At 49.7% G+C, this 22254-nt stretch carries 23 protein-coding genes; 12 read left to right on the forward strand and 11 right to left on the reverse strand.

The features are described from left to right. Window positions 1-53: 53 nt before the first annotated feature. From C7B65_RS05685 to alr, 3 genes are all read left to right on the forward strand, one after another. Window positions 54-470 carry a hypothetical protein gene (locus C7B65_RS05685; RefSeq protein ID WP_073070615.1) on the forward strand — a complete coding sequence of 139 codons (417 nt, stop codon included), beginning with the start codon at window positions 54-56 and terminating at the stop codon, window positions 468-470. A 93-nt stretch (window positions 471-563) separates the two neighbouring features. Beyond that, window positions 564-794, forward strand: coding sequence for a hypothetical protein (locus C7B65_RS05690; RefSeq protein ID WP_073070616.1), 231 nt, complete (start codon window positions 564-566; stop codon window positions 792-794). Window positions 795-907: 113 nt separating this feature from the next. Then, window positions 908-2164: an alanine racemase gene (gene alr, locus C7B65_RS05695; protein ID WP_083582790.1), complete on the forward strand. Its 1257-nt coding sequence runs from the start codon at window positions 908-910 to the stop codon at window positions 2162-2164. 162 nt (window positions 2165-2326) lie between these two features. Here alr and C7B65_RS05700 read toward each other — a convergent pair whose 3' ends face one another. Together C7B65_RS05700 and C7B65_RS05705 are read right to left on the reverse strand one after the other, a co-directional pair. Beyond that, window positions 2327-3163: a CPBP family intramembrane glutamic endopeptidase gene (locus tag C7B65_RS05700; protein ID WP_073070617.1), complete on the reverse strand. Its 837-nt coding sequence runs from the start codon at window positions 3161-3163 to the stop codon at window positions 2327-2329. Between the two features lie 56 nt (window positions 3164-3219). Beyond that, window positions 3220-3633: an AbrB family transcriptional regulator gene (locus C7B65_RS05705; protein WP_073070618.1), complete on the reverse strand. Its 414-nt coding sequence runs from the start codon at window positions 3631-3633 to the stop codon at window positions 3220-3222. A gap of 496 nt (window positions 3634-4129) precedes the next feature. Between C7B65_RS05705 and C7B65_RS05710 the strand changes: the two genes are divergently transcribed. Together C7B65_RS05710 and C7B65_RS05715 are read left to right on the forward strand one after the other, a co-directional pair. After that, window positions 4130-5137 (forward strand): succinate dehydrogenase/fumarate reductase iron-sulfur subunit, encoded by a 1008-nt coding sequence (locus tag C7B65_RS05710; protein ID WP_073070619.1) that lies wholly within the window; start codon window positions 4130-4132, stop codon window positions 5135-5137. Between the two features lie 41 nt (window positions 5138-5178). Continuing rightward, window positions 5179-5364: a chlorophyll a-b binding domain-containing protein gene (locus C7B65_RS05715; RefSeq protein ID WP_073070620.1), complete on the forward strand. Its 186-nt coding sequence runs from the start codon at window positions 5179-5181 to the stop codon at window positions 5362-5364. 2 nt (window positions 5365-5366) lie between these two features. Here C7B65_RS05715 and C7B65_RS05720 read toward each other — a convergent pair whose 3' ends face one another. From C7B65_RS05720 to psbX, 4 genes are all read right to left on the reverse strand, one after another. After that, window positions 5367-5891 (reverse strand): TolB family protein, encoded by a 525-nt coding sequence (locus tag C7B65_RS05720; protein WP_073070621.1) that lies wholly within the window; start codon window positions 5889-5891, stop codon window positions 5367-5369. 9 nt (window positions 5892-5900) lie between these two features. Further along, window positions 5901-6422, reverse strand: a complete 522-nt coding sequence (locus C7B65_RS05725) for a TolB family protein (RefSeq protein ID WP_073070622.1) — start codon at window positions 6420-6422, stop codon at window positions 5901-5903. Between the two features lie 161 nt (window positions 6423-6583). Beyond that, window positions 6584-7336 (reverse strand): Ycf66 family protein, encoded by a 753-nt coding sequence (locus tag C7B65_RS05730; protein ID WP_073070623.1) that lies wholly within the window; start codon window positions 7334-7336, stop codon window positions 6584-6586. Window positions 7337-7594: 258 nt separating this feature from the next. Continuing rightward, complete coding sequence (psbX, locus tag C7B65_RS05735) at window positions 7595-7714, reverse strand: photosystem II reaction center X protein (RefSeq protein WP_073070624.1); 120 nt, start codon at window positions 7712-7714, stop codon at window positions 7595-7597. Window positions 7715-7906: 192 nt separating this feature from the next. Between psbX and C7B65_RS05740 the strand changes: the two genes are divergently transcribed. Continuing rightward, window positions 7907-8194 (forward strand): YggT family protein, encoded by a 288-nt coding sequence (locus C7B65_RS05740; protein WP_073070625.1) that lies wholly within the window; start codon window positions 7907-7909, stop codon window positions 8192-8194. Window positions 8195-8205: 11 nt separating this feature from the next. Here C7B65_RS05740 and accC read toward each other — a convergent pair whose 3' ends face one another. Together accC and C7B65_RS05750 are read right to left on the reverse strand one after the other, a co-directional pair. Next, window positions 8206-9558 carry an acetyl-CoA carboxylase biotin carboxylase subunit gene (gene accC / locus C7B65_RS05745; RefSeq protein ID WP_073070626.1) on the reverse strand — a complete coding sequence of 451 codons (1353 nt, stop codon included), beginning with the start codon at window positions 9556-9558 and terminating at the stop codon, window positions 8206-8208. A gap of 127 nt (window positions 9559-9685) precedes the next feature. Next, complete coding sequence (locus C7B65_RS05750) at window positions 9686-10387, reverse strand: TIGR02117 family protein (protein ID WP_073070627.1); 702 nt, start codon at window positions 10385-10387, stop codon at window positions 9686-9688. A gap of 133 nt (window positions 10388-10520) precedes the next feature. On the opposite strand from C7B65_RS05750, the gene C7B65_RS05755 reads away from it, so the two are divergent. The 4 genes from C7B65_RS05755 (at window position 10521) to purF (ending at window position 16300) form a co-directional block, all read left to right on the forward strand. Beyond that, window positions 10521-11186, forward strand: a complete 666-nt coding sequence (locus tag C7B65_RS05755) for a Uma2 family endonuclease (protein WP_083582794.1) — start codon at window positions 10521-10523, stop codon at window positions 11184-11186. Beyond that, a complete protein-coding gene (locus C7B65_RS05760; RefSeq protein WP_223257336.1) occupies window positions 11153-11962 on the forward strand; it encodes an N-formylglutamate amidohydrolase in 810 nt (269 codons plus the stop codon). Before C7B65_RS05755 ends, C7B65_RS05760 begins: the two co-directional genes overlap by 34 nt. Before the next feature lie 319 nt (window positions 11963-12281). Next, window positions 12282-14636 carry a phosphoribosylformylglycinamidine synthase subunit PurL gene (gene purL / locus C7B65_RS05765; protein WP_073070629.1) on the forward strand — a complete coding sequence of 785 codons (2355 nt, stop codon included), beginning with the start codon at window positions 12282-12284 and terminating at the stop codon, window positions 14634-14636. Between the two features lie 158 nt (window positions 14637-14794). Next, complete coding sequence (gene purF, locus C7B65_RS05770; protein ID WP_073070630.1) at window positions 14795-16300, forward strand: amidophosphoribosyltransferase; 1506 nt, start codon at window positions 14795-14797, stop codon at window positions 16298-16300. Between the two features lie 189 nt (window positions 16301-16489). On the opposite strand, the gene C7B65_RS05775 is transcribed toward purF, so the two are convergent. Next, complete coding sequence (locus C7B65_RS05775) at window positions 16490-16945, reverse strand: SRPBCC family protein (RefSeq protein WP_073070631.1); 456 nt, start codon at window positions 16943-16945, stop codon at window positions 16490-16492. Between the two features lie 432 nt (window positions 16946-17377). Between C7B65_RS05775 and C7B65_RS05780 the strand changes: the two genes are divergently transcribed. Beyond that, a complete protein-coding gene (locus tag C7B65_RS05780; RefSeq protein ID WP_073070632.1) occupies window positions 17378-18754 on the forward strand; it encodes a mechanosensitive ion channel in 1377 nt (458 codons plus the stop codon). 250 nt (window positions 18755-19004) lie between these two features. Continuing rightward, on the forward strand, window positions 19005-19199 hold the full coding sequence (locus C7B65_RS27330) for a hypothetical protein (protein WP_143162031.1): 195 nt from the start codon (window positions 19005-19007) through the stop codon (window positions 19197-19199). A gap of 429 nt (window positions 19200-19628) precedes the next feature. Here the strand turns inward: C7B65_RS27330 and C7B65_RS05785 are convergent, their stop codons facing one another. Then, the gene (locus C7B65_RS05785) at window positions 19629-20627 is read right to left on the reverse strand and encodes a hypothetical protein (protein WP_073070633.1); all 999 of its coding nucleotides are present in this window, start codon (window positions 20625-20627) and stop codon (window positions 19629-19631) included. A 118-nt stretch (window positions 20628-20745) separates the two neighbouring features. Beyond that, entirely contained in the window at window positions 20746-22086 is a 1341-nt protein-coding gene (locus tag C7B65_RS05790; RefSeq protein ID WP_073070634.1) for a cytochrome P450, read from the reverse strand. Window positions 22087-22254: the final 168 nt, after the last annotated feature.

Below are 22254 nucleotides of genomic sequence, written 5' to 3' on the forward strand. Positions count from 1 at the left end.
CCAAGTTGCTGATTCGCTAGAGTGCGACCGTAACATGATTTTTAAAGGTGCAGATGGTACAGCGTAAAAGAGGTTCTAGAGTGCTTGAGCGCGCCGATCGCCGAGCCGCCAGCTTACAGTCGATTTCACCCACGCTTGACCTCAGTAGTGGACTCACCCTTGCAGCTTACCAAGACGCAATTCAAGACATCCGATCGCAGCTAGTCGCTTACAACGCTGCCTTATCCGCGATCGACAAAGCCCGTGACGATATCAATCAAGCCGAGCGATCGCTGAGAGACTTATCAGAACACATGCTGATGGGCGTTGCAGTCAAGTATGGCAAAAGCAGCCAAGAGTACTTGATGGCAGGAGGTGTGCGTAAAGGCGACCCCCGGCGCAAGTCGTCTCGCACCAGTGGAGTGATAGGGGCGATCGCCCCCCAAAAAGTCTCAACAAACGGACACTCGCCTATTTCAACCTCTGTTTAAAGTCAAAGGATGCGCGATACTTTGTCTAACGCATCCTTCGCGCCCCATCTGATTAACCGTAAGGTAGAACGCATCATTCGTTTCAGGTCGTCTATGACTCCAAGTTTTGCCCTTCTAGCGATCGTCATTATTTTGGGTTCTCTCCTCGTTTTGGCTCCGATCATCGCCGACTATTACTACGCTTGCCGCAAATTAGAGCAATCTTCAAACTCGTCAGACCTGATCAGTAAAACGATCGCCGGGGGCTATCGCTATGTGTGTTGGGTGACGGGCACCACCATGATTACAGCCGCGATCGTCCTCCTGTTTCGGCTCGAATGGTAAAACTTTCTGTTAGGGAATGGCAGGTTTTTCGTGGACAACTTCAGAGTCTCATGAGCCAATTCGCTGAGTTGGGCTAATCTATTCAGTGAGTGGCGTAGAGGAGTGAGAAATTTATGTTGAGTTGGGATCAAAGTTCCAGCATTGCCCTGATGCAGAGAGAGCGGGCATGGGTGGAAATTGATTTAACCGCATTGGCACACAACATTCGTCAGATTCGGGGTTTGCTGTCACCGCATACTGATTTGATGGCTGTTGTCAAAGCTGATGCTTATGGACACGGAGCCGTCACCGTTGCCCAAACCGTCTTGCAAGCAGGCGCAACCTGGCTAGGCGTTGCCACCATTCCTGAAGGCATTGAGCTTCGGGAAGCGGGCATTGAATCCCCGATTTTAGTCATGGGCGCAACTCACACCGCCGAGCAAATTTGCGCGATCGCCCACTGGGGCCTTCAACCCACACTCTGCACACCCAAACAAGCCCTCGTCTTTTCTGAAGCGATCGGCAAATCTTCGCAGCGCCAGCCGCTACCCGTGCACATTAAATTAGATACCGGAATGTCGCGACTGGGAACGCCTTGGCAGAAAGCCGTTGAGTTTGTGCAACTCGTTCAAAGGCTGCCGGGGTTGACGATCGCCAGCATCTATTCTCACCTGGCAACCGCTGACGACCCCGATCCCACAATCATGCGCCAGCAGCAGCACCGTTACGAACAAGCGATTCAAGCCTGCGGGTTTTCCCCGATCCTAAACCCTGCAATTCACAGGCCTTTCCCTCGCTTTCACCTCGCTAACTCAGCCGCCACACTCACAGATGCCAGCTTGCACTACGACATGGTACGAACCGGACTGGTGATTTATGGGCTGTATCCATCTGGGCACTTAGCCGATCGAGTTGATCTCAAACCCGTGATGCAGGTGAAAGCGCGAGTCAGTCAGGTCAAAACCCTGCAACCTGGAACCGGAGTCAGCTACGGCTACAAATTTGTTGCAGAGCGAGAAACTCAAATCGCCGTAGTGGGGATTGGCTACGCAGACGGTGTTCCCCGTAATCTCTCTAATCAACTAACCGTCTTAGTGAGAGGGCAGCGAGTTCCTCAGATCGGCGCAATCACGATGGATCAGATCATGCTGGATGTCAGCACCATTCCCGCTTTGCAAGAAGGGGAAGTGGTGACACTATTAGGGCAAGACGGCAATCAGCAGATTTTAGCGGACGATTGGGCACAAACTTTAGGCACGATTTCCTGGGAGATTCTCTGCGGCTTTAAGCATCGCCTTCCTCGCGTCGCTGTCGGCAAGCCCTATGGAATTCGTCAGTCCCTATCTGGAGCTCGGCATGTTTTTCATGCACAGCAGAGTGACCTGGAGTAACCAGGCGAGTCGGATAAATCTAACGGACAGCAGGGCGGTTTCATGGTCATTGAAGAGAAGTCGATGAGCCATAAAAACCTGCTCCACCCTCCTCACAAAGGGCTGGCGAGGGCTTCGCCTCCCTTCGTGAGGAGGGTCTTCTCTTTAATTCCGCCCAGCTACTTAGATCATTGCCCACAGCGCCCCAGCCGTAGTCAGCAAAAAGAGTAACCCCATTGCCCCTGCCAGAGGCTTTTCTTTTAAGCCTGTTAGCCAGTCAGACGCGCGACCTGTATAACCGATCAGATTGGCTGAATCGAGGCTTGCCATGCCAAAAACCCAGCCCGCATGGAGACCCCAGGCAAGCCCCAGATGGTTGTGATCAACTCCCCGCGCTAGACAAAGCACCATGCCCATTAACCACAGCCCTGGTAGTTGAGGGATATTTTCTGATCCTTCCCAGACCAGGTGAAGTAGGGCAAAAATCAGACTGGAGACGATCGCGCCACTCCACAGCCCATAAGTCTGCTCTAATTGACCCAGCACAAATCCTCGAAAAACCAGTTCTTCGGTGACACCGATCCAAAGTCCTAAAAACAAAGTTGGCAACAGCACTGATCCCAACTGCTTCCAGTTCTCTGATTTCCACTCAATCCAACCCAATAGAGTTTGAACGCCAAAAAGGACGACTAGCCCGATCGTGCCTAGTGCTAACCCGCGACTGACCGATCCGAGATCATCCAGGTTTCCAGACAGCCCATAGTGACTAAAGGGAACATTTTGAACCCAAGCGGCTGCCCAAAGCACGATGGGAGCCAGCAGATAGAGTGAGGCAACGAGCGGCAATTTTTGACGAATTTCTAAAGGCTTGAAGGGATGCCACTTTAAAGCGATCGCTAGTGGGATGGCGATCGGCAGCCAAATTGCCACCCAAACAGCAAAAAAAACACCTACCCTGATCGGCACCGAAGCTTCCGCAAAAAATGCAAAAAACGGGTGAACACGATCGAGGGTAGGCATAAAACAAGTTAGAAAATGAAGTCTTTTAACGCGATCGCGATCGTCTTTTGGAAAGGTTATTCCGCTTCTTCGTTCCCGTTGGAACCGTTTTGATCACCCTTATCAGCATCGATCTGAATCAAGTGAATATGCTTATAGCCCAGCTTAATTTCAAACTCATCTCCTGGCTTTAAGCCCATTGCTTTGGTGTAGGCTGCCCCGATCACAATTTGACCATTTTGATGCACACTGACCCGATAAGTCGGCTCTCGCCCCCGACCATCTTTTGACCCCTCTGGACTCAGAGGAATGCCTCTTGCAACCAACAGAGCATCATAGAAATCTGTCAGATTAACGCGAGTTTGACTATTCTTAGTTATGGTGTAGTAGCCACAGCGCTTTGCAGTTTCTCGGCGCGGCAAGTGTGACAGTTCTTTTACTTTTTGAAGTAACGCCTTCCCTGTTAAAGGGGCAGTTGCAGTTTCAGTCATCTGCTACAGAATATCCCTAGATTTCTGAAATGGTAAATAGAGTCAATGTTAAATGTTTGACCTAATAAAATATATCTCTAATCTGCTCTATCTGCACAATATTTTTGCTTAAATTATCATGCATTAATCGTTTCAATTAGCTTTTCTCGATCGCGGTCTAACAAAATTTGCCGATATTTCATCAAAGCTTGTATCGAAACAAGTCGCTCAAACGCCGCGCTGCTAAAGCTTGATTTTGTGCATCTTCAGAAGCAACAGGTCTGACTTTCTCAAATTGTTCTAATCAATTTAGGCAAAATGCTAAACTAAAGCGTATGGAAAATGCTGCTTTTTGGTAATTACCAATCAACAGGTTGCCAGTCAGGAGACAGATTTTTCGTAACAAACTATTAACTTTAGAAATTGCTAATTCATAAAATAGTGTTTTCTTGCCGTTACAGTTGCTCTAGCTCCGCACCGCTTAGACCTTTAAAGTTGCAGTTTTTTGGTTTCTAGAATGCAAGTTGTTTTTAAGATTGTTCGCCAAAACCAAAATTCGTTACCAAGAGTTGAGTCCTACCCGCTCGACGTGGAATCAAGCGCCACAATTCTTGATTGTCTCAATCAGATTAAATGGCAGCAAGATGGCACGCTTGCTTTTAGAAAAAATTGTCGCAACACAATTTGTGGCAGTTGCTCAATGCGAATTAATGGTCGATCGGCACTGGCTTGCAAAGAAAATGTGGGCAGCGAAATCGCTCGTTTTTCTGCCAGTTCAGCCGCAGCGCCTAATCAGATTCCAGAAATCACGATCGCGCCGATGGGCAATATGCCCGTGATTAAAGATTTGGTGGTCGATATGCAAGGCTTTTGGGCAAATCTCAAAGCCGTCGATCCCTATGTCAGCACGGCAGCGCGACAGGTGCCAGAGCGAGAATTTTTGCAAACGCCCGCAGAGCGATCGCAGCTTGACCAAACTGGAAACTGCATTATGTGCGGTGCTTGTTATTCTGAGTGCAACGCTCGCGAAGTTAACCCTGAGTTTGTCGGACCTCATGCGTTAGCCAAGGCTTATCGCATGGTGGCCGATTCTCGCGACGATCGGACTGCTGCCCGACTCGAAAAATATAATCAAGGAACCGAGGGCGTTTGGGGCTGCACTCGCTGCTATTTCTGCAATAGTGTTTGCCCGATGGAAGTCGCGCCGATGGATCAAATTGGCAAAATTAAGAATGAGATTTTAGCGCGTAAAGATGGACAAACGGGGCGATCGATTCGTCACCGTAAAGTCCTAATTGATCTCGTCAAACAAGGCGGCTGGATCGATGAACGGCAGTTTGGCTTACAAGTTGTGGGCAATAACCTTAAAGATCTTAAAGGACTGATGAGCCTTGTCCCGTTAGGGCTGCGAATGCTCAGTCACGGCAAACTCCCAGCAAAATTTGAGCCTTCTGAAGGGGCAAAGCAGGTACGATCGTTGATCGAATCCGTCCAAGCATTCCAAACAGAATCAAAACGCCTTTAAGTCCAACTTTCTGCCTCAGTTAACTCCCTCAACTATCAGTAATGACTTCCCAACCCCCAACGCCAGAAACGATCGCAGAAGCCCCGAATCAGCCCCAACCTGCTTTTGGCTGGACGGCTTATGCCGAACAAGTCAATGGGCGCTTTGCCATGATTGGCTTTGTCAGCTTATTAATTCTCGAATTTTTCACCCGCCAAGATTTTTTTACTTGGCTAGGTTTACGATAACGTCAACGCGGATCTGTGGGCACTGCTAGCGGTTGCCCAGCCCGGTTATAGAGCAAAATATCCCACTGTCCCCTGGCATTAGACTCGAAGGCGATCGTTGCTCCATCAGCGCTAATGGTGGGGTTTCTCACTTCTGCCCGAATATTATCAGTCAGGTTACGCAACTGACGAAAATCTCGATCGTATAAATAAATTCCCGTTATGCCTTGGCGGCTGCCTGCAAACACAATAAATCGCCCATTGTCTGACACTGCCGGACTCGATGCCATCAGATCTAAAGAATTAAGCCCCGGTAAGTTCAATAAACGCTGCTCAACCGTGTCATATAAATAGATATCTTGAGTGCCGCGCCGATCGGACGCAAACACAATATAGCGACCGGACAGGCGAGGCGAGATATCTGAAAACGGACTATTCAGACTGCGCCCACCGGGATCGAACGGGAACGGCAGCAGCGTCGCCCCCGCACAGCCATTCAGAAATGCGGCGATCGTAACTAACCCAAAAAAGACAAAACGCTTAGACACAAGACCTAATTATGGGGCAATTGTGGGCGCGGTATTGGGACGATTGTTGGGGAGGTCTAACTCCACAAAAGCACCGCGATCGAGCACTTCGATATCCCACTGTCCGCGAGTGCTGCTCTCGAAGGTCACATAGCGTCCATCCGGGCTAATGCTCGGACGACGCAGCCACCCTTGATAGGCAGACATTAACACCTGCGACTGTTGAGTCGCGCGATCGTAAAGCCGAATTTCAGGAATGCCGCGATCGCTGGCAATGTAAGCAAGATAGCGCCCCGTATAGCTGAGACTGGGGTTTTCAGCGATCGCGTTGGGGCGGTTGAGGCGTTGGAGGTTGATAAACTGTCGCTGCTCTAAGTTATAGGCCAGAATGTTGCGGCTTCCCTCACGGCTCGACACAAATGCCAAAATGCGCCCATCGCCGCTTAGAGCAGGTTGCTCGTCGTTTTGGCGACTGTTGAGCGAAGTTGACCCGATCGGAACTCCAGTCGGACTGCACGCCGCCAGCGAACCCAACAAGAGCAGCCGAGCCATGAAACTAATCCCCGAAACCACACTTTTCACACTGCAACTGCCATTCAATCAAGCCATTTCATAACGAATCCCCCCGACTTCTCTAACCACGAGAAGCAATGGAGGGATCAAGACAGGGGAGATCAACGATCAACGCGATCTAGCTCAAACAAACCAGAAGGTTAGGATTCCCCCCAGTTATCATTCTCGTCGTCATTTGGCTCAACCGGACGATAGTCAACATAATCGGAGGGTGGCTCTTCTACATTTCTGCGTCGGTTGGTAGCTTCTTCATCAGTGGGGCGAGGTCGTCTGGGTTTAGAACCTTGAGATGGATTGCTCGATCGCGGAGCAGTGTTGCGATTGCGGGCGCGATCGTCAAAGTCGTTAGAGTCAACTGTCGCATCGATCACGGGATAATCTGGACGAGAACGAGGGCGGCGAGTCTTATCAGACGGGTTTAGCCGCTCGTCACGAGGACGACTTGAAGGACGACGACCCGAATCATAATCATCACGATTCTGTCGCGTGTCTTTTGTGCCCTGAATTCGCGGACGACGCACCCGCTCGTCGATCACCTCTTGGTCTTCAAACTCAGCGCTTTGACGATAGCGAGAGCTAACTGGGCGGTCAGAATCGACGATCGGCGTGTTGCGCTTTGCTTGCTCGGTCGAAACTTTGCGAAGGCGCAAATTTTCAATCACGAAAAAGACAGAAGCGCCCGTCAGCAGCACTTGACCAAACTGCATAATCGGGTCAAAGCGCCAGCCATAAAAAATTAAAATCAAGCCGCACAGCAGACCGACGGCGGAAAAGAAAATATCGGAATCTCTAGATAACTCAGGGCGGAACGATCGAACGGCATAAAGCCCTGCCCCGCCAACGGCAAGAATAATCCCGGCAATACTAGCTAGATTGAACTGAAAGTTAACCATTCCCTGTCTCCTAGGTAAGTCTTATATTAGCGAGTTATGCCTAAGATCTCTACTCTAACAAGCCCAAATTCCTTCAGACCTACTCAATTGCTTTCTCAGGCTTTATTGAAGCCTAGATTTTGCACTTCAAAGCAAAAACCTCAGTTTTAGCAGGGAGCGCGACCTAAATTTAGCCACTGCCTTGCTAGAACTAAGGTTTTGCAAAAGTGCTGGTACTTTGCTATGCCCAGAAGGATTTTAGGCACCGAATGCCCAGCCTTAAGAGCGCTGAATTTTATCTTTTTGGCTAATGAAGATCAGCCCGATCGTGGCTGGAACTAGCACAACCACAGCACCTGCCAGCAAGCTCAATAAGAAATTTGTTAAAGAAGGTGTCATGAGTCTCAAAGTCCTCTATCTACAACAAGCGACTGTTCATAATCTTAGTGGTTTGTCACACAGTTGCATAGATCCTAGAGAAATGGAATCACGATCGTCCAGAATTCTGGCGTTAATTAACAACCTACGACCGCTAAAATGAGAATTAGCTAGGATTTGTTTACAAAGCTTCAAACTTTTGACTAACACCTGATGATTTCTTCTACCGTTGTCTCGCTGACTCTGAGCATCTTGCTCGGTTTGATGATTTTTCTGTTTATCATTCGCATCGTTTTGTCCTGGTATCCGCAGGTGGCGTTAAACAAATTTCCCTTTAGTTGGGTGGCGATTCCGACCGAACCTTTTTTGGTGGTGACGAGAAAGCTGATTGCACCTGTGGGCGGTGTCGATATTACGCCGATCGTCTGGGTAGGTTTGTTTAGCTTGGCAAGAGAGATTCTGCTGGGGCAGCAAGGGCTATTGACGATGATGCTTAATTAAAGAAATTCTCTCTAATCTTTGGGCATCATCACTTTTTCAACAAAGTTAGTGTAGATTTCGCCCTTGATAAACTCTGGTGTGTCTAGAATTTTTTGGTGAAACGCGATCGTCGTTGGCAACCCTGTAATGGCACATTCGCGCAAGGCTCGTTTCATGCGGCGGATCGCTGAGGGTCGATCGCTGGCCCACACAATCAGTTTGCCAATCAGCGAGTCATAATAGGGCGGAATCTCATAGTCAGTGTAGACGTGAGAATCCATTCGCACACCGGGGCCACTCGGCGGTAAATAGCCGCTAATGCGTCCAGGACTGGGGCGGAAGTTAAAATCGGGATCTTCGGCGTTGACTCGACACTCGATCGAGTGCCCTCGCAAAACCACTTGATCTTGAGTCAAACTGAGTTCTTCACCCTGAGCAATGCGAATCTGCTCGGCGATCAGATCAATGCCTGTGATCATCTCAGTTACGGGATGTTCAACCTGAATGCGGGTGTTCATCTCCATAAAGTAGAAATCGCCGGACTGGTCAAGCAAAAATTCGACCGTTCCTGCGCCGACGTAATTAATCGACTTGGCGGCAAGCACGGCAGCACTCCCCATCTTTTCTCGCAGCTCTGGAGTCAGGGCAGAACTGGGCGCTTCTTCTAACAGCTTTTGGTGACGACGCTGAATCGAACACTCGCGTTCGCCGAGGTGAATCACATTGCCGTGACTGTCTGCCAAAATCTGAAACTCAATGTGGCGAGGGTTTTGAACATACTTCTCGACATAGACACCGCCATTGCCAAAAGCGGCTTCGGCTTCTCCTTGCGCTGCCATGTAGAGTTTGCCGAGATCTTCATCTGCCGTCACCAGCCGCATGCCTCGTCCGCCGCCACCCGCCGTCGCTTTAATGATCACGGGGTAGCCCATCGATCGGGCGATCGATCGCGCTTCAGCTTCATCTTGCACCAAGCCTTTACTGCCCGGAACGGTAGGCACGCCGACTCGCTGCATCGTTTTTTTGGCCGTCGATTTGTCGCCCATCGATCGAATTGAGTCGGGAGAAGGGCCAATAAAAACGATTTGATGATCGGCGCAGATCTCGGCAAATCGCGCATTTTCTGCCAAAAAGCCATAGCCGGGGTGAATCGCGATCGCGTTGCGGGTCAGAGCGGCGGCAATAATATTGGGAATGTTGAGATAGCTTTTGCTGCTGGCGGGTTCACCAATGCAAACGGCTTCATCGGCTAGCTGAACGTGCAGCGAGTGGCGATCGATAGTGGAGTGAACGGCAACGGTGGCGATCCCCATTTCTTCACAGGTGCGAAGAATTCGTAGAGCGATCTCCCCCCGATTGGCAATCAAAATTTTCGAGAAACGCATTGGCGATGTGTTGAGTCTGTATTCAGAAAAATAGATCCTTCTGAGGCATGCTGAAAGATACTTGCCGTCTCTCAACATACTCTATATTGAAGTCCGGCAATGTTATTGAGTGGCGTTACATTCGCAGCTATTTAGGGATCTGCCTGATCACGGCAGGGGCGAGTCCTGACCAGATGGGGGTTTGAATATTTGCGCTGTCTAAGCCATCTGCCGCCCAAGTGTTGCAGGTTCGCAAGATCGAATAGTGCCCGGTGGCTTCATAAAATCCACTCGTGTCGATCGCATCTTGAATGCGAATCGGCTGTCCTTGATCGGTTTGCTGAAACGACGCTTTGATAAAGGCGACTAGTTGCAAATAATCTTTTTGGCTGACTCCCACACATTTCAGTTCAACGTTTGGTTCGTGGGGCAATTCTGCATCACCTTCGACATACAAAGCGGTGGGGTTTCCGGGCATGAATAAGCTTCTGAGAACATTGGAAATTTTCATCTCTGACCAGCTTGGCGTATTCATATAAAAGTCACGATCGCCCCATCCAAATTTGAGATATCGATAGCGCTGTTGAGCATCTCGCCCGATCTGATCAATTGAGAGAAACTGGCTCCAATCAAAGGCTTGATTCTGCACTGGGAGAATCAAGTTAACGTGCATCGCGTCGCCTGCAACATAAACTTTAAACGGTTGATTTTGACAACTTTGTGAAGAAGTTCCCCATTTCCGAGGGGTGACGTAGCCAATTCCAAGCAAAGTTGTGGTGATCAGCATGGGTGCGACAAAATATCGCCAGGTTCGCCTAAAAAGAATAGAATGTCGTTTGGATTGATTCATTACAAGTGAGTCAAATGCCATTACCCTATCCGCACGATCGCACTGCATATCCTCATTTCTAGAAAAACTTCATACTCTAAAGGTTGATCAACCAAAGTAAAATTTAGAAACACAGCCGCAAAAGGATTGATCGATGGCGAAAAAACCTGCCCCAACTGAGAAAAGAATTGTGCTACCGGGAGTCAGTTGGCAGCAGTTTGAAACCTTGTTAGACGAGTTGGGGCAAAATCGCACGGCTCGACTCACCTACGATCGGGGCAAACTCGAAATGATGACTCCGCTTGAAGAACACGAGCGCTGTAGTCGTCTGATTGAGTCCCTAATGCTCGTCGTTGCCGATGAAATGGAGGTGCAGGTTAACTCGATCGGGTCAGTTTTGCTAAAACGCGCCGATTTAGGCTGTGTGGCTCAACCCGATTCGTCTTATTACCTGACTGAGAAAATCCGACTCCCGAATCGAGCAGAACTCGACTTGAATCAAACTCCGCCGCCTGATATCGCACTTGAAGTGGCGATTACCAAGAGTTCTTTTAACAAGTTTGCGATTTATGCGGCGTTGGGGCTGCCCGAAGTTTGGCAATATTGGACGACGATCGGCGATAACGTCCTTAAAGGCAACTTGCTGATCTATCAATTGCAAAACGGGCAATATGTTGAGTGTCTGACCAGTCCTACATTTCCGTTTCTGCCTGCAAAACGAGTTTTAGAGTTTTTGGATCAGAGCGATAAGATCGGGTTAGCACAGGCGCTGACCGTCTTTCGGAGTTGGATTCAGGAGCAGCGATCGCTCAATACTTGATGGATCTTTTTAATTTTTATGAACCGCAAGGGCAAGAAGTGCCGATCGTGGCAAATCTTCCCCACAGTGGAATGTTTGTTCCAAGCGCGATCGCTGCCCAATTTACGCCAGAGCATTTGCAAGCTTTACCCAACACAGATTGGCATCTCGATCAACTTTACGCATCGCTGCCCAGGTTTGGGATCACAGTTCTGCAAGCGACTCATAGCCGATATGTGGTCGATTTAAATCGTCAGATCAAAGAATCTGTTTTTGGTGACTTTTGGACAGCCGTTATTCCTGAGAAAACGGCATTTGGACAACCCATTTATCAAACGACTCCCAGTGAGCCAGAAATCGCGGCACGAGTTCGAGACTTTTATCTGCCTTATCACGATCGATTAGCGGCGATTGTGCAAGAAAAGCTCGATCGCTTTGGCAAAGTTTATCTTTTAGATCTCCACAGCTTTTTAGGGCTGATCGCCGATCAAGTGTGTTTAGGGAATCGAAATGGGCAAACGTCCTCAGAGTTTTTGATCTCGATCGTCGAGCAAAGTTTTCTCCAAGCAGGCTATCAGACTGTTAGAAATAAAGTCTTTACTGGAGGCTACATCACAGGACATTACGGTCAACTACCAGGCGTTGAAGCGCTGCAAATTGAAGTTCGATATCCCGTCTATTTAGATGAGACACAACTTGAAAAACCGCAGCCTCCTGATTGGAATGTTCCTCAATTTGAGAGTGCGAAGAAAAAATTTGATGGGATTTTTGGCTCAATTGCTCACGCGCTCAAATAAGCTTAACGTGAATTCGATGAAGCTTTTCGCTACGGTTGTAGATCCGGGCTGCCCCCTAAATCCCCCAAAATTGGGGGACTTTGAACCTAAATTCTGGGCTTGAAGTCCCCCAGAATTGGGGGATTTAGGGGGCTGAAGCCCTGAAGAACGAAGCGAAAGAACTCATCGAACTGACGTTAAGCTTACGCAAACCTCCGAGGTTTTGGTCAGATAAGTAGTCGAGCAATGCAACCCGATCGTCAGAGAGATTCCTGCTGCAACCTAAAGTCAAACAAGATTACCGATAGAATGAAATCTTGTCTCGATCGTACAGGATTCTATGTCAGTCATTGCCTCCGCTCCTTTTTCGGCTAAAGAGATTGCTGCTGAAGGCATCAAGCCCGAAGAGTATGAAGATATTGTGCAACGGCTAGGTCGTCACCCCAATAAAGCCGAACTGGGAATGTTTGGCGTAATGTGGTCAGAACACTGCTGCTATAAAAACTCTCGTCCGTTGCTCAAGCAGTTTCCCACCGAAGGCGAAAGAATTCTCGTCGGGCCGGGTGAAAATGCCGGGGTCATCGACTTAGGAGACGGATTGCAGCTTGCCTTTAAAATTGAGTCACATAATCACCCCTCAGCCGTCGAACCCTTTCAAGGCGCTGCCACAGGCGTTGGCGGAATTCTGCGAGACATTTTTACGATGGGGGCACGTCCGATCGCGTTGCTCAACTCCCTCCGCTTTGGCTCTCTAGACGATGCCAAAACGCGCCGCATCTTCACAGGCGTGGTGGCTGGCATTTCACACTATGGCAACTGTGTCGGCGTTCCCACGGTGGGCGGCGAGGTTTATTTTGACCCCGCTTACTCTGGCAATCCCTTAGTCAATGTGATGGCACTAGGGTTGATGGAGACGACAGAAATCGTCAAATCAGGGGCAAAAGGCATTGGCAATCCGGTTTTATATGTCGGCTCAACTACGGGACGCGATGGCATGGGCGGAGCCAGTTTTGCCAGTGCCGAGTTGAGTGATCAATCAATGGACGATCGTCCGGCTGTGCAAGTCGGCGATCCCTTTCTAGAAAAATCTTTAATTGAAGCGTGTCTAGAAGCGTTTAAAACGGGCGCAGTGGTCGCCGCTCAAGACATGGGCGCGGCGGGGCTAACCTGTTCAACGTCTGAGATGGCAGCAAAAGGAGGCGTGGGCATTGAGTTGGATTTAGATCTAATTCCAGCGCGAGAAACGGGCATGGTGCCCTATGAATATCTGCTCTCTGAGTCTCAAGAACGAATGCTGTTTGTGGCCCACAAAGGACGCGAACAAGAACTAATCGACATTTTTAAACGCTGGGAACTTCAGGCAGTGGTCGCGGGGACGGTGATTGAAGAATCGATCGTCAGAATTCTCTTCAAAGGTGAAATTGCCGCCGAAATTCCAGCAACGGCACTATCCGACAACACGCCGATTTATCACCACGAGCTACTGGCAGAGCCGCCAGAGTATGCGCGTCAAGCCTGGGAATGGAGCAGCGATCGCTTACCTACCTGCAATGAAAAAGGCATCGAACTCGAAAGCGGATTTCTCACCTGGAATCAAGCGCTGTTGAAATTGCTCGATGCCCCCCCGATCGCTTCTAAACGCTGGGTCTATCGTCAATATGACCATCAAGTCCAAAACAACACCGTGCTGCTGCCGGGTGGAGGCGATGCCGCCGTAGTGCGAGTTCGTCCGCTTGCGAATGCGTCGTCTTCGGCGTTTGTGGCTGATCCGTCGTTGCTCAACAAAGGCGTTGCTGCCACGGTTGATTGCAATGCCCGCTATGTCTATCTTCACCCTTATGAAGGAGCCAAAGCCGCTGTTGCCGAAGCCGCTCGTAATTTAAGCTGCGTGGGTGCAGACCCGATCGCCGTCACCGACAATCTCAACTTTGGTAGCCCCGAAAACCCGATCGGCTATTGGCAACTCGCCGAAGCCTGTCGGGGTCTCGCCGAAGCCTGCACCGAGTTTGCAACGCCCGTCACAGGCGGAAATGTCTCTCTTTATAATGAGACGCTAGATAGTGATGGCAAACCTGCCCCCATTTATCCAACTCCCGTTGTGGGAATGGTCGGGTTAATTCCCGATCTTAATCGCATCGCAGGTCAGGGTTGGCAAGCTGAAGGAGACGTGATTTATCTGCTCGGATTGGGGATAGATACCGTTTCTGAATCGGTAACTCTGGGCGCATCCGAATATCTGGCAACTCTGCACGGCACGATCGCCGGAAAACCTCCACAAATCGACTTTAGTTTAGAACGCAACGTGCAAACTGCGTGTCGAGACGGCATTCGTCAAGGGTGGATCAAATCGGCTCATGACTGTGCTGAAGGCGGATTTGGAATTGCTCTTGCCGAGTCGTGTCTCAGCAGTCAGCAGGGCGCAGAAATTACCTTCGACGCGCATCCGGCTCGGTGGGATCAGTTGCTGTTTGCAGAAGGCGGCGCACGCATTATTGTCTCGGTTGGGCGAGAGCAGCAAGCTGACTGGGAAGCCTATCTGCAAAAGCATCTTAATGAAGATTGGCAAAAAATTGGTCAAGTTGCGGGTCGATCGCTGCGAATCTCAACCAGCAACCATCTCTGGTTAATTGACGCTACGATCGCAGAGATGCAAGCCGCCTGGCAAAACGCGATCGAGCGACGGTTAGAGAGTTGATTCATACAACTGTAGGAATATAATCTCGCTCTTTTTGAATAGAGATCGAATCAGATCTGTGAGATTATTAAGAGGATATTAAGATAAGTTAAGCCTCCCATTCATCAAGTTGCCCCTCTCCACGTCACAAAATCCTTAGAAAGCTCTGAGCTAAACCTATGATGCCTGATGACACTTTGTCCGATTCGCTTGAGCAGTTTGATGGATGGGTAGATCCACTCATGTCTGCCGACAAACCAGAAGAAGCCTGCGGAGTTTTTGGGGTTTATGCACCCGGAGAGCAAGTCGCCAATCTCGCCTATTTTGGGCTGTATGCACTCCAGCATCGTGGACAAGAGTCAGCAGGCATTGCCACTTTTGAGGATGGCACCGTTCACCTGCATAAAGAAATGGGGTTAGTGTCTCAGGTCTTTAACGAAACAATTCTCAGTGAGCTGACTGGAAATCTGGCGATCGGGCACACTCGCTATTCGACCACTGGGTCTAGCCGCGCTGTCAATGCTCAACCCGCCGTAGTGCCAACTCGCTTAGGCAAAATAGCGCTGGCTCACAATGGCAACTTGGTCAACACCCAAACGCTGCGAGAAGAACTCTTAGAGCAGAATCATAATTTTCTCACCACTACCGATTCAGAAGCGATCGCTTGGGCAATCGCCGAAGCCGTCAACGCTGGAAGCCCTTGGGTAGAGGCGGCCACTCACGCCTTTAAGCGCTGTCAAGGAGCATTTAGTTTAGTGATCGGCACCCCGGATGGCATGATTGGCACTCGTGACCCTAACGGCATCCGCCCACTCGTCATTGGCACCCTTCCGCAAGAGTCGCCCGACGACGCACCTCGCTACGTTCTTGCGTCTGAAACCTGCGGCTTAGACATCATCGGAGCCGATTATTTACGCGAAGTTGCCCCTGGCGAACTGGTGTGGATCACCGATGCTGGGTTAGCGTCGAGTCGATGGGCAGAGCAGTCACAGCGCAAACTCTGCATCTTTGAAATGATTTATTTTGCGCGTCCTGATAGCGTCGTGCATGACGAAAGTTTATATAGCTATCGGCTGCGAATTGGTCGCCAACTGGCGATAGAGTCCGCGATCGATGCCGACATTGTAATCGCCGTGCCTGATTCAGGTGTGCCTGCCGCGATCGGGTTTTCCCAAGCGTCGGGCATTCCTTATGCAGAAGGCTTGATCAAAAACCGCTATGTGGGTCGCACCTTTATTCAACCGACTCAGATCATGCGCGACGCGGGCATCAAAATGAAGCTGAATCCGCTTAAAGACGTGCTGGCAGGAAAGCGGGTTGTGATTGTCGATGACTCGATCGTGCGAGGCACCACCAGCCGCAAAATTGTCAAAGCTCTGCGCGACGCGGGCGCGATCGAGGTTCACATGAGAATCTCATCGCCCCCGGTGACTCATCCTTGCTTTTATGGCATCGACACCGACAGCCAAGATCATTTGATTGCCGCCACCAAACCAGTAGCAGAAATTGCCCAGCAAATTGGAGTCGATTCGCTGCAATATCTCAGCTTAGAAGGGATGTTAACCGCCACTCGTGAAGACACCAATGAGTTTTGCTCTGCCTGCTTTACGGGTGATTATCCGATCGCGGTGCCTGCACCATTGAAGCGATCCAAGTTAATGCTAGAGAAAGCGGCAACGAGCTAGGCTAACTGAAGCTTAAAGCAACGTGAATTCGATGAAGCTCTTCACTGCGGTTGAAAATCCGGGTTGCCCCCTAAATCCCCCAATTCTGAGGGACTCTAAACCCAGAATTTAGGTTCAAAGTCCCAATTCTGGGGGATTTAGGGGGCTGAAGCGCTAAATAACGAAGTGAGAGAACTCAGCGAACTGATCTCAACTCATCTTCTGATAGACTTCCTCGGCAACTCTTTTGAGTCGTTTGAGTTGGGCTGTCATGTCGCTCTGCGTCCACTCAGATGCAAAGGTGTTGAACCCATACCGCACGATCGGGTTGGGAATCTCAAACTCAAAGCGATTTAACAACCGAGTGCCTTTGCCTTCAGGGGTACACTCCCAACGATCGCGCCCCTTAAAAAATCCTTGAAACTCCCACACTACTAAGCCCGGTTCGCGCTCTGCAACCACACTTCTCAGCGCGGGTTGTAAAAGCGGGACTTGGATCACAAAGCGGCTGAGGCTGCCCACCTCAGTAGACCATTTCCCGATCGGCTCACAGCGCAAAGCTGGATTGAGCCAACGGTGCATCAGACTTTGCTCGGTAAAACAGCGCTCTACGATCGTGGCGCTTGCATTGATTTGGATAGATTGCTCAAAAATCTGGGGCGACATTTTAACTTGTAATCACTGAGATTCAAGGGTTGAACCGTTTACTACATCAAAGATATATCTCTAGACCGAGGTTTTGAAGTATGGCTAGATGGCATTCTGCCTGTCATCTACTGTTTTGATTACTCCAATCAGCGAATAAACCCTCTTTACTAATCAGCAGTCATGCAGAAAGTTATCGAGGTCTTCATGATAATTCATCAAAACTTAAAAATAGTATTTCTAAAGTCTTTTCTCTTTGGAGAGATGCCTGTACCCTAATAATGCATCAGTATTTTAACGCTTCTCACAAGATTTTCTCGCACTCTAAGTAGGAACTCGTAAGCTGAGTTGTATAAAAACAGACTGCTTTCTAGCCTAGTTCCAAATGGCTACTCTTCTCACAGTAGCCGTTGCACGTTTTGATCGACTGAAAAAGAGATTAACTAGATAACCATGAATCAAGTTTGGCAAAGTTTTAGTGAGCCAGTTGGGGTGCAAATACTCAGCCCACTGATTGTATTGGCACAAACCCCCGTCGCCAACCCAGCCCCGATCAATGTTTTTCAAGGAATCGATCCCAATAATCTAACCAATATCGTGTTGCGGCTACTGGGCGCACTGGCGATTTTACTGATTGGCTGGTTAATTGCGGGTCTGGTTTCGGGGGCTGTTCGGAGTCTGCTTAAGCGCACAGATGTCGATAACCGTTTAGCGGGGATGACTGCGAGTGGACACGCTCAGTCAGACCTGAAGGTAGAGAGTTTAGTTGGCGCGTTCGTCTTTTGGGTCATTATGATCCTGGCGGTGGTGGCAGCCTTAAACACACTCAACCTGGCAACCGTCTCGACATCGCTTAACACGTTCCTCGATCAAATCTTTAGGTTTTTGCCGCGTCTTGGTTCTGCTGCGGTGTTGCTTGCGATCGCTTGGATCGTTGCAACCGTGGTGAGAGCGCTCGTGATTCGCACGGCTCAATCATTTTCACTCGATGAACGGTTATCCGAGCATTCTCCTACCGATCCCCTGTCTCCTAGCCCGTTTTTGCTGAGTGAGGCGTTCGGTAATGCGCTGTACTGGTTTGTCTTCCTGTTCTTCCTGCCGCTGATTTTGGGTGTGCTCGATTTGCAGGGACCGCTTCAGCCTGTGCAAAATCTGCTAGATCAAATCTTGGCGGCTTTGCCCAAAATCTTTACGGCGGTGTTGATTGTGGCGATCGCCTACGTGCTAGGCAAAGTGGTTGCTGGCTTGGTGACGAGTCTGCTAACGAGCATTGGGTTCAACAATGTGTTTCAGTGGCTGGGCTTGCCCGACCCGACGACTCGTGTGCCCTATAGCTCAGAGTTTCAGACAGGCGAAGTGTTAAACGAGCCAATAAGCCCCAAGCCGACGATTCGCACACCTTCTGAGATTGCAGGGGTTGTGGTTCTGGTGGGTATCTTGCTGGTGGCAACGGTTGCGGCGATCGATGTGCTGCAATTTGAAGCGCTGAAACTAATCGCGGCGCAATTGCTGATCGTCTTTAGTCGGATTTTGGTCGGGTTGCTGGTGTTTGCGGTGGGCTTATATTTTGCGAATCTCGCCTACAACTTGATCAACAGTTCTGGAAGTCGTCAGGCAAATCTGCTGGGTCAAGCGGCGCGAGTCTCGATTATTGCGCTTGTGGCGGCGATGGCGCTTCAGCAAATGGGCATCGCCCCAGATATTGTTAACCTGGCGTTTGGGTTGCTGTTGGGCGCGATCGCGGTGGCGATCGCTCTCTCTTTCGGGTTGGGTGGTCGCGATGTGGCGGCTGAACAATTGCGCGAGTGGCTGAAAGAGTTCAAGCGCTAAACTTTTTTGAGTTCTCAATCGATCGGGTGCGTTGCTAAGGGTGACGCACCTTTTTTGTGATCAGAGCGGTGCCTTAAGATCACATCAGTTCGACGAGTTTTTTCGCTTCACTTCAAATTGAAGCTCAGAGCTTGGGTGATGGAGCAAAAAGCCCGACAACTAAACCAAAACCCGTGTTCATCGATCGCTCTTTTCTTGCCCTCACCCTGAACTCTCCCTATGCCAGCCACACCCGCAAGCCTCCAGGAATTTGTCCAATACTGCCAGCAGCATCTTAAAGGCGAGTCGCAAAACTTTTTGGATGCAGTTGCAGTGTCCTAGCTATGTGATGCTGTGCAACTTCGACGAGTTTTGGATCTATGACTTTCGCAAGCAGTCTGAAGAACCGATCGAGAAGATTTCGTTAACGTCAGTTCGGGTTAATCATTGCCTGCCTAGCGATTGAACCTGGTCTCCTGTGCAGCCTGCGATAGTTTGATCGTCCAATGCCGAGCGTCTCGCCCCCTAAATCCCCCATGATGGGGGACTTGGAATGGGCACAATTTCTTGAACGCTGTCGATCTTTCTGCTTCAAAGTCCCCCAAGTTTGGGGGATTTAGGGGGCGAAGGGAACTGAAACGGAGCAGTAACTTATCCCGAACTCAGGTTCGTTAGCACGGCTGCCCGATCAAGTCGGGGCATTCACGTTCATGAATGCAGAGTTGGAGTGAAACTGCCCTGCCAATTCGGGGGGAATCGGAGTTCAAAGTCCCCCAGAATTGGGGAATTTAGGGGGCTGAAGCCCTGAGGAACGAAGCGAAAGAACTCATCGAACTGACGTTTTTCTTTAAGATGCGAGGGCTGCACTACCAGATTCAATAGCCACGAGAAAAATTTAGTGCGGACGATCGAGATATCGCTCAAGCTCAAAAAAATTAAGCAGTGACTCTAGCGGCGTGGTTTCAGCCGTGGGCGTAATCGCTACGATCGCTTCAACCGTCGTCGGAGTCAAATATCGAAACACGTCACGAGTCAGCGTTGAACGCACATCTTCTGGCAGCCCTTCAACTTCAGACTCAAATCTTGCAGCCCGACTTTTGGCAAAGTTTACCTGAAACCGACACCGCTTAAGTAAGCGCCGTTGAATGTTCTGATAGAGCGGCTCATCTGATTTTAAGTGATAAATGGCTCCGTCTAAAAGCAGCGGAATTACGTCTAGGTTCTCTTCTAAAAATAAAAGACTTCCTTCTTGGTTATAAACGTCTATGCCATCGATTCCTAACGCGTTAATATCCGCTAGGGCCAGAATGCGGGCCACGATCGAGACAGGCGGCTTGAAGTCATATAGATCGGACTGATAAATCGCTTGCTCGATCGGGTCATAGGTGCAAATCGTGGCTCCGATCGCTTCTTGAATCATCGCAATATCGTGATCGGTCACAATTGCCAGACTATTAGAGTCATGTTGCCGCAGTTGTTGATTTAACGTGTGAATATAATCTAGCAGCCGATCAATGGTTGCCCGCTCACTCACGCCCGGTTCTCGCCGCCGAGACGCATGTGTGTCAGGTTGGTCAACAAATATCTGCACCATATCATGAGCAGCGATGCACAAATCAAGCAGCAACTCGATCCGAGAAAGCTCAAAAGATTGCCCCTGTCGCGATAGCATCTCTAAAAATGGGTAGACCGTTTGAAAGATCTGGGTAGCTCGCCGCTTAACATTCTCTAGATGGTCGCGCGTGTGATAATAAAGCTGCTTTTGAATCACTTCTCGATCGAATTCTTGCAACGCAAACGCCTTAACGTGATCAATGCTCTCATCAATGCTTTGAGGAATCTTTAATAAATGATCTGAAAAATAAGCGGACGATCGTGAAGAGTCTTGATTCATGAACGCACATTCTGCTCGTTGCAGGCGAGAAATGCTGCTGTCAGGCTTGCCATCTCTGATTGTCTATTGAGGGATGGGGAAGATGGTCTACCTTGAGATAGAGTTAACTTCAGCATCTTTAGACAGAACGCTTGACAACCATTTTTAAGTGACTTGGCGGCGCGATCGTCAGCCCTCGGCGCACAGGTTTAATCGGTTGGTGACTCGCTAACTCTAGATCAGACTGCAAAAGCAGCGTGACTAAAACCAGCTTCATTTCAAACAGCGCAAAAGCTGCCCCGATGCAGCGACGATCGCCGCCCCCAAACGGCAAATATTCATAGGGCGAAAACTGCCGCTCTAAAAATCGTTCGGGTCTAAACTGCTTGGGGTTTGGGTAGACTTCAGAGCGCTGATGCGCCAGATAGATCGATGGCAACAAAATGGTTCCGGGTTCTAACGAATAGCCGAGCAAATCCATCGGCTGCTTGACGACGCGAGGAAAGGCATTAATTGCGATCGGATAGAGCCGCAGCGTTTCTTGACAGATTGCACTCAAATAAGGCAATCGGGCGATCGTCATGGGGTCAGCATCGGGGCTGAGGCTGTCTAATTCTGCTTTTAATTTGCTGCGAACTTCTGGCAATTTAGCGATCCAATAAAGTGCCCAGGCAAGAGCAGATGCTGTGGTTTCATGACCCGCAAACAGCAGCGTCATCAACTCATCTCGCAGTTCGGCATCACTCATGGGCTGTCCGGCTTCGTCTCGCGCTGCTAGGAGCAATGCCAAAATGTCAGTGCGATCGGAGTCAGGGTGAGCGCGACGATCGTCAATCTCGTCTGACAGCAATTGTTTAATCTGCTGTTTTTGGCGCAAAAATCGTCCCCACGGACTCTGGGCACCCCAATCTTTTTGCAAAAACCGATAATAGAGCAGCATAAAACCTGCTGTCGATCCAAATGCCTCCAGCATGTTGACTAACACGTGTCGGAGTTGCTCATAGCGTTGCCCTTCGTGTAACCCAAACACCGTGCTGAGAATTACCCGCAGTGAGATCTCCTGCATTGCAGGACGAACTACAAACGGTTGATTTAGAACCCATCGGCGGCTGATCTGTTGGGTAATTTCACAAATCAACGACCCGTAAGACCGCATCCGATCGCCATGAAACGGAGGCATCAAAAGCTGACGCTGACGCTGATGGCGTTTTCCGTCAAGCAAAATTAGAGCATTCTCGCCCAGCAGTGGCTCTAAAAGTTGATTGCCTTCTGCCGAGCTAACTTGATCAGTCTTAGCCGTAAAAATTGCTTCTAACGCTTCAGGGCTGCTGAAGTAGAGGAACGGTGGCATCTGTTGCCCTAATGCTCGAAAGGTGTCGCCATAGCCGCGAGCGCGAGCCTCTAAAGTTTCTAGGGGGCGAAAGATCCATTGCAGGGTTTGCAGCCAGGGTGGAGTTTTGGGGCCGTCGGGTAATTCCATCGGTTTCAAGACCGCTAACGCTCAAGTCTACTCCCCGATCATCAGCCATTCTTCGCGTTGCTGCAAGGTCTGAAATGTAAAATGATCCAAAGATTGAGGCGATCGTCAAACAAGCCCAGGCTCTTTCCCCTCTTCATACCTGTAAGTTGATCTGGCGAGAGCCGTCTT

The organism is Phormidesmis priestleyi ULC007, assembly GCF_003003695.1.
Classification (GTDB): Bacteria; Cyanobacteriota; Cyanobacteriia; order Leptolyngbyales; family Leptolyngbyaceae; genus Phormidesmis_A; species Phormidesmis_A priestleyi_A.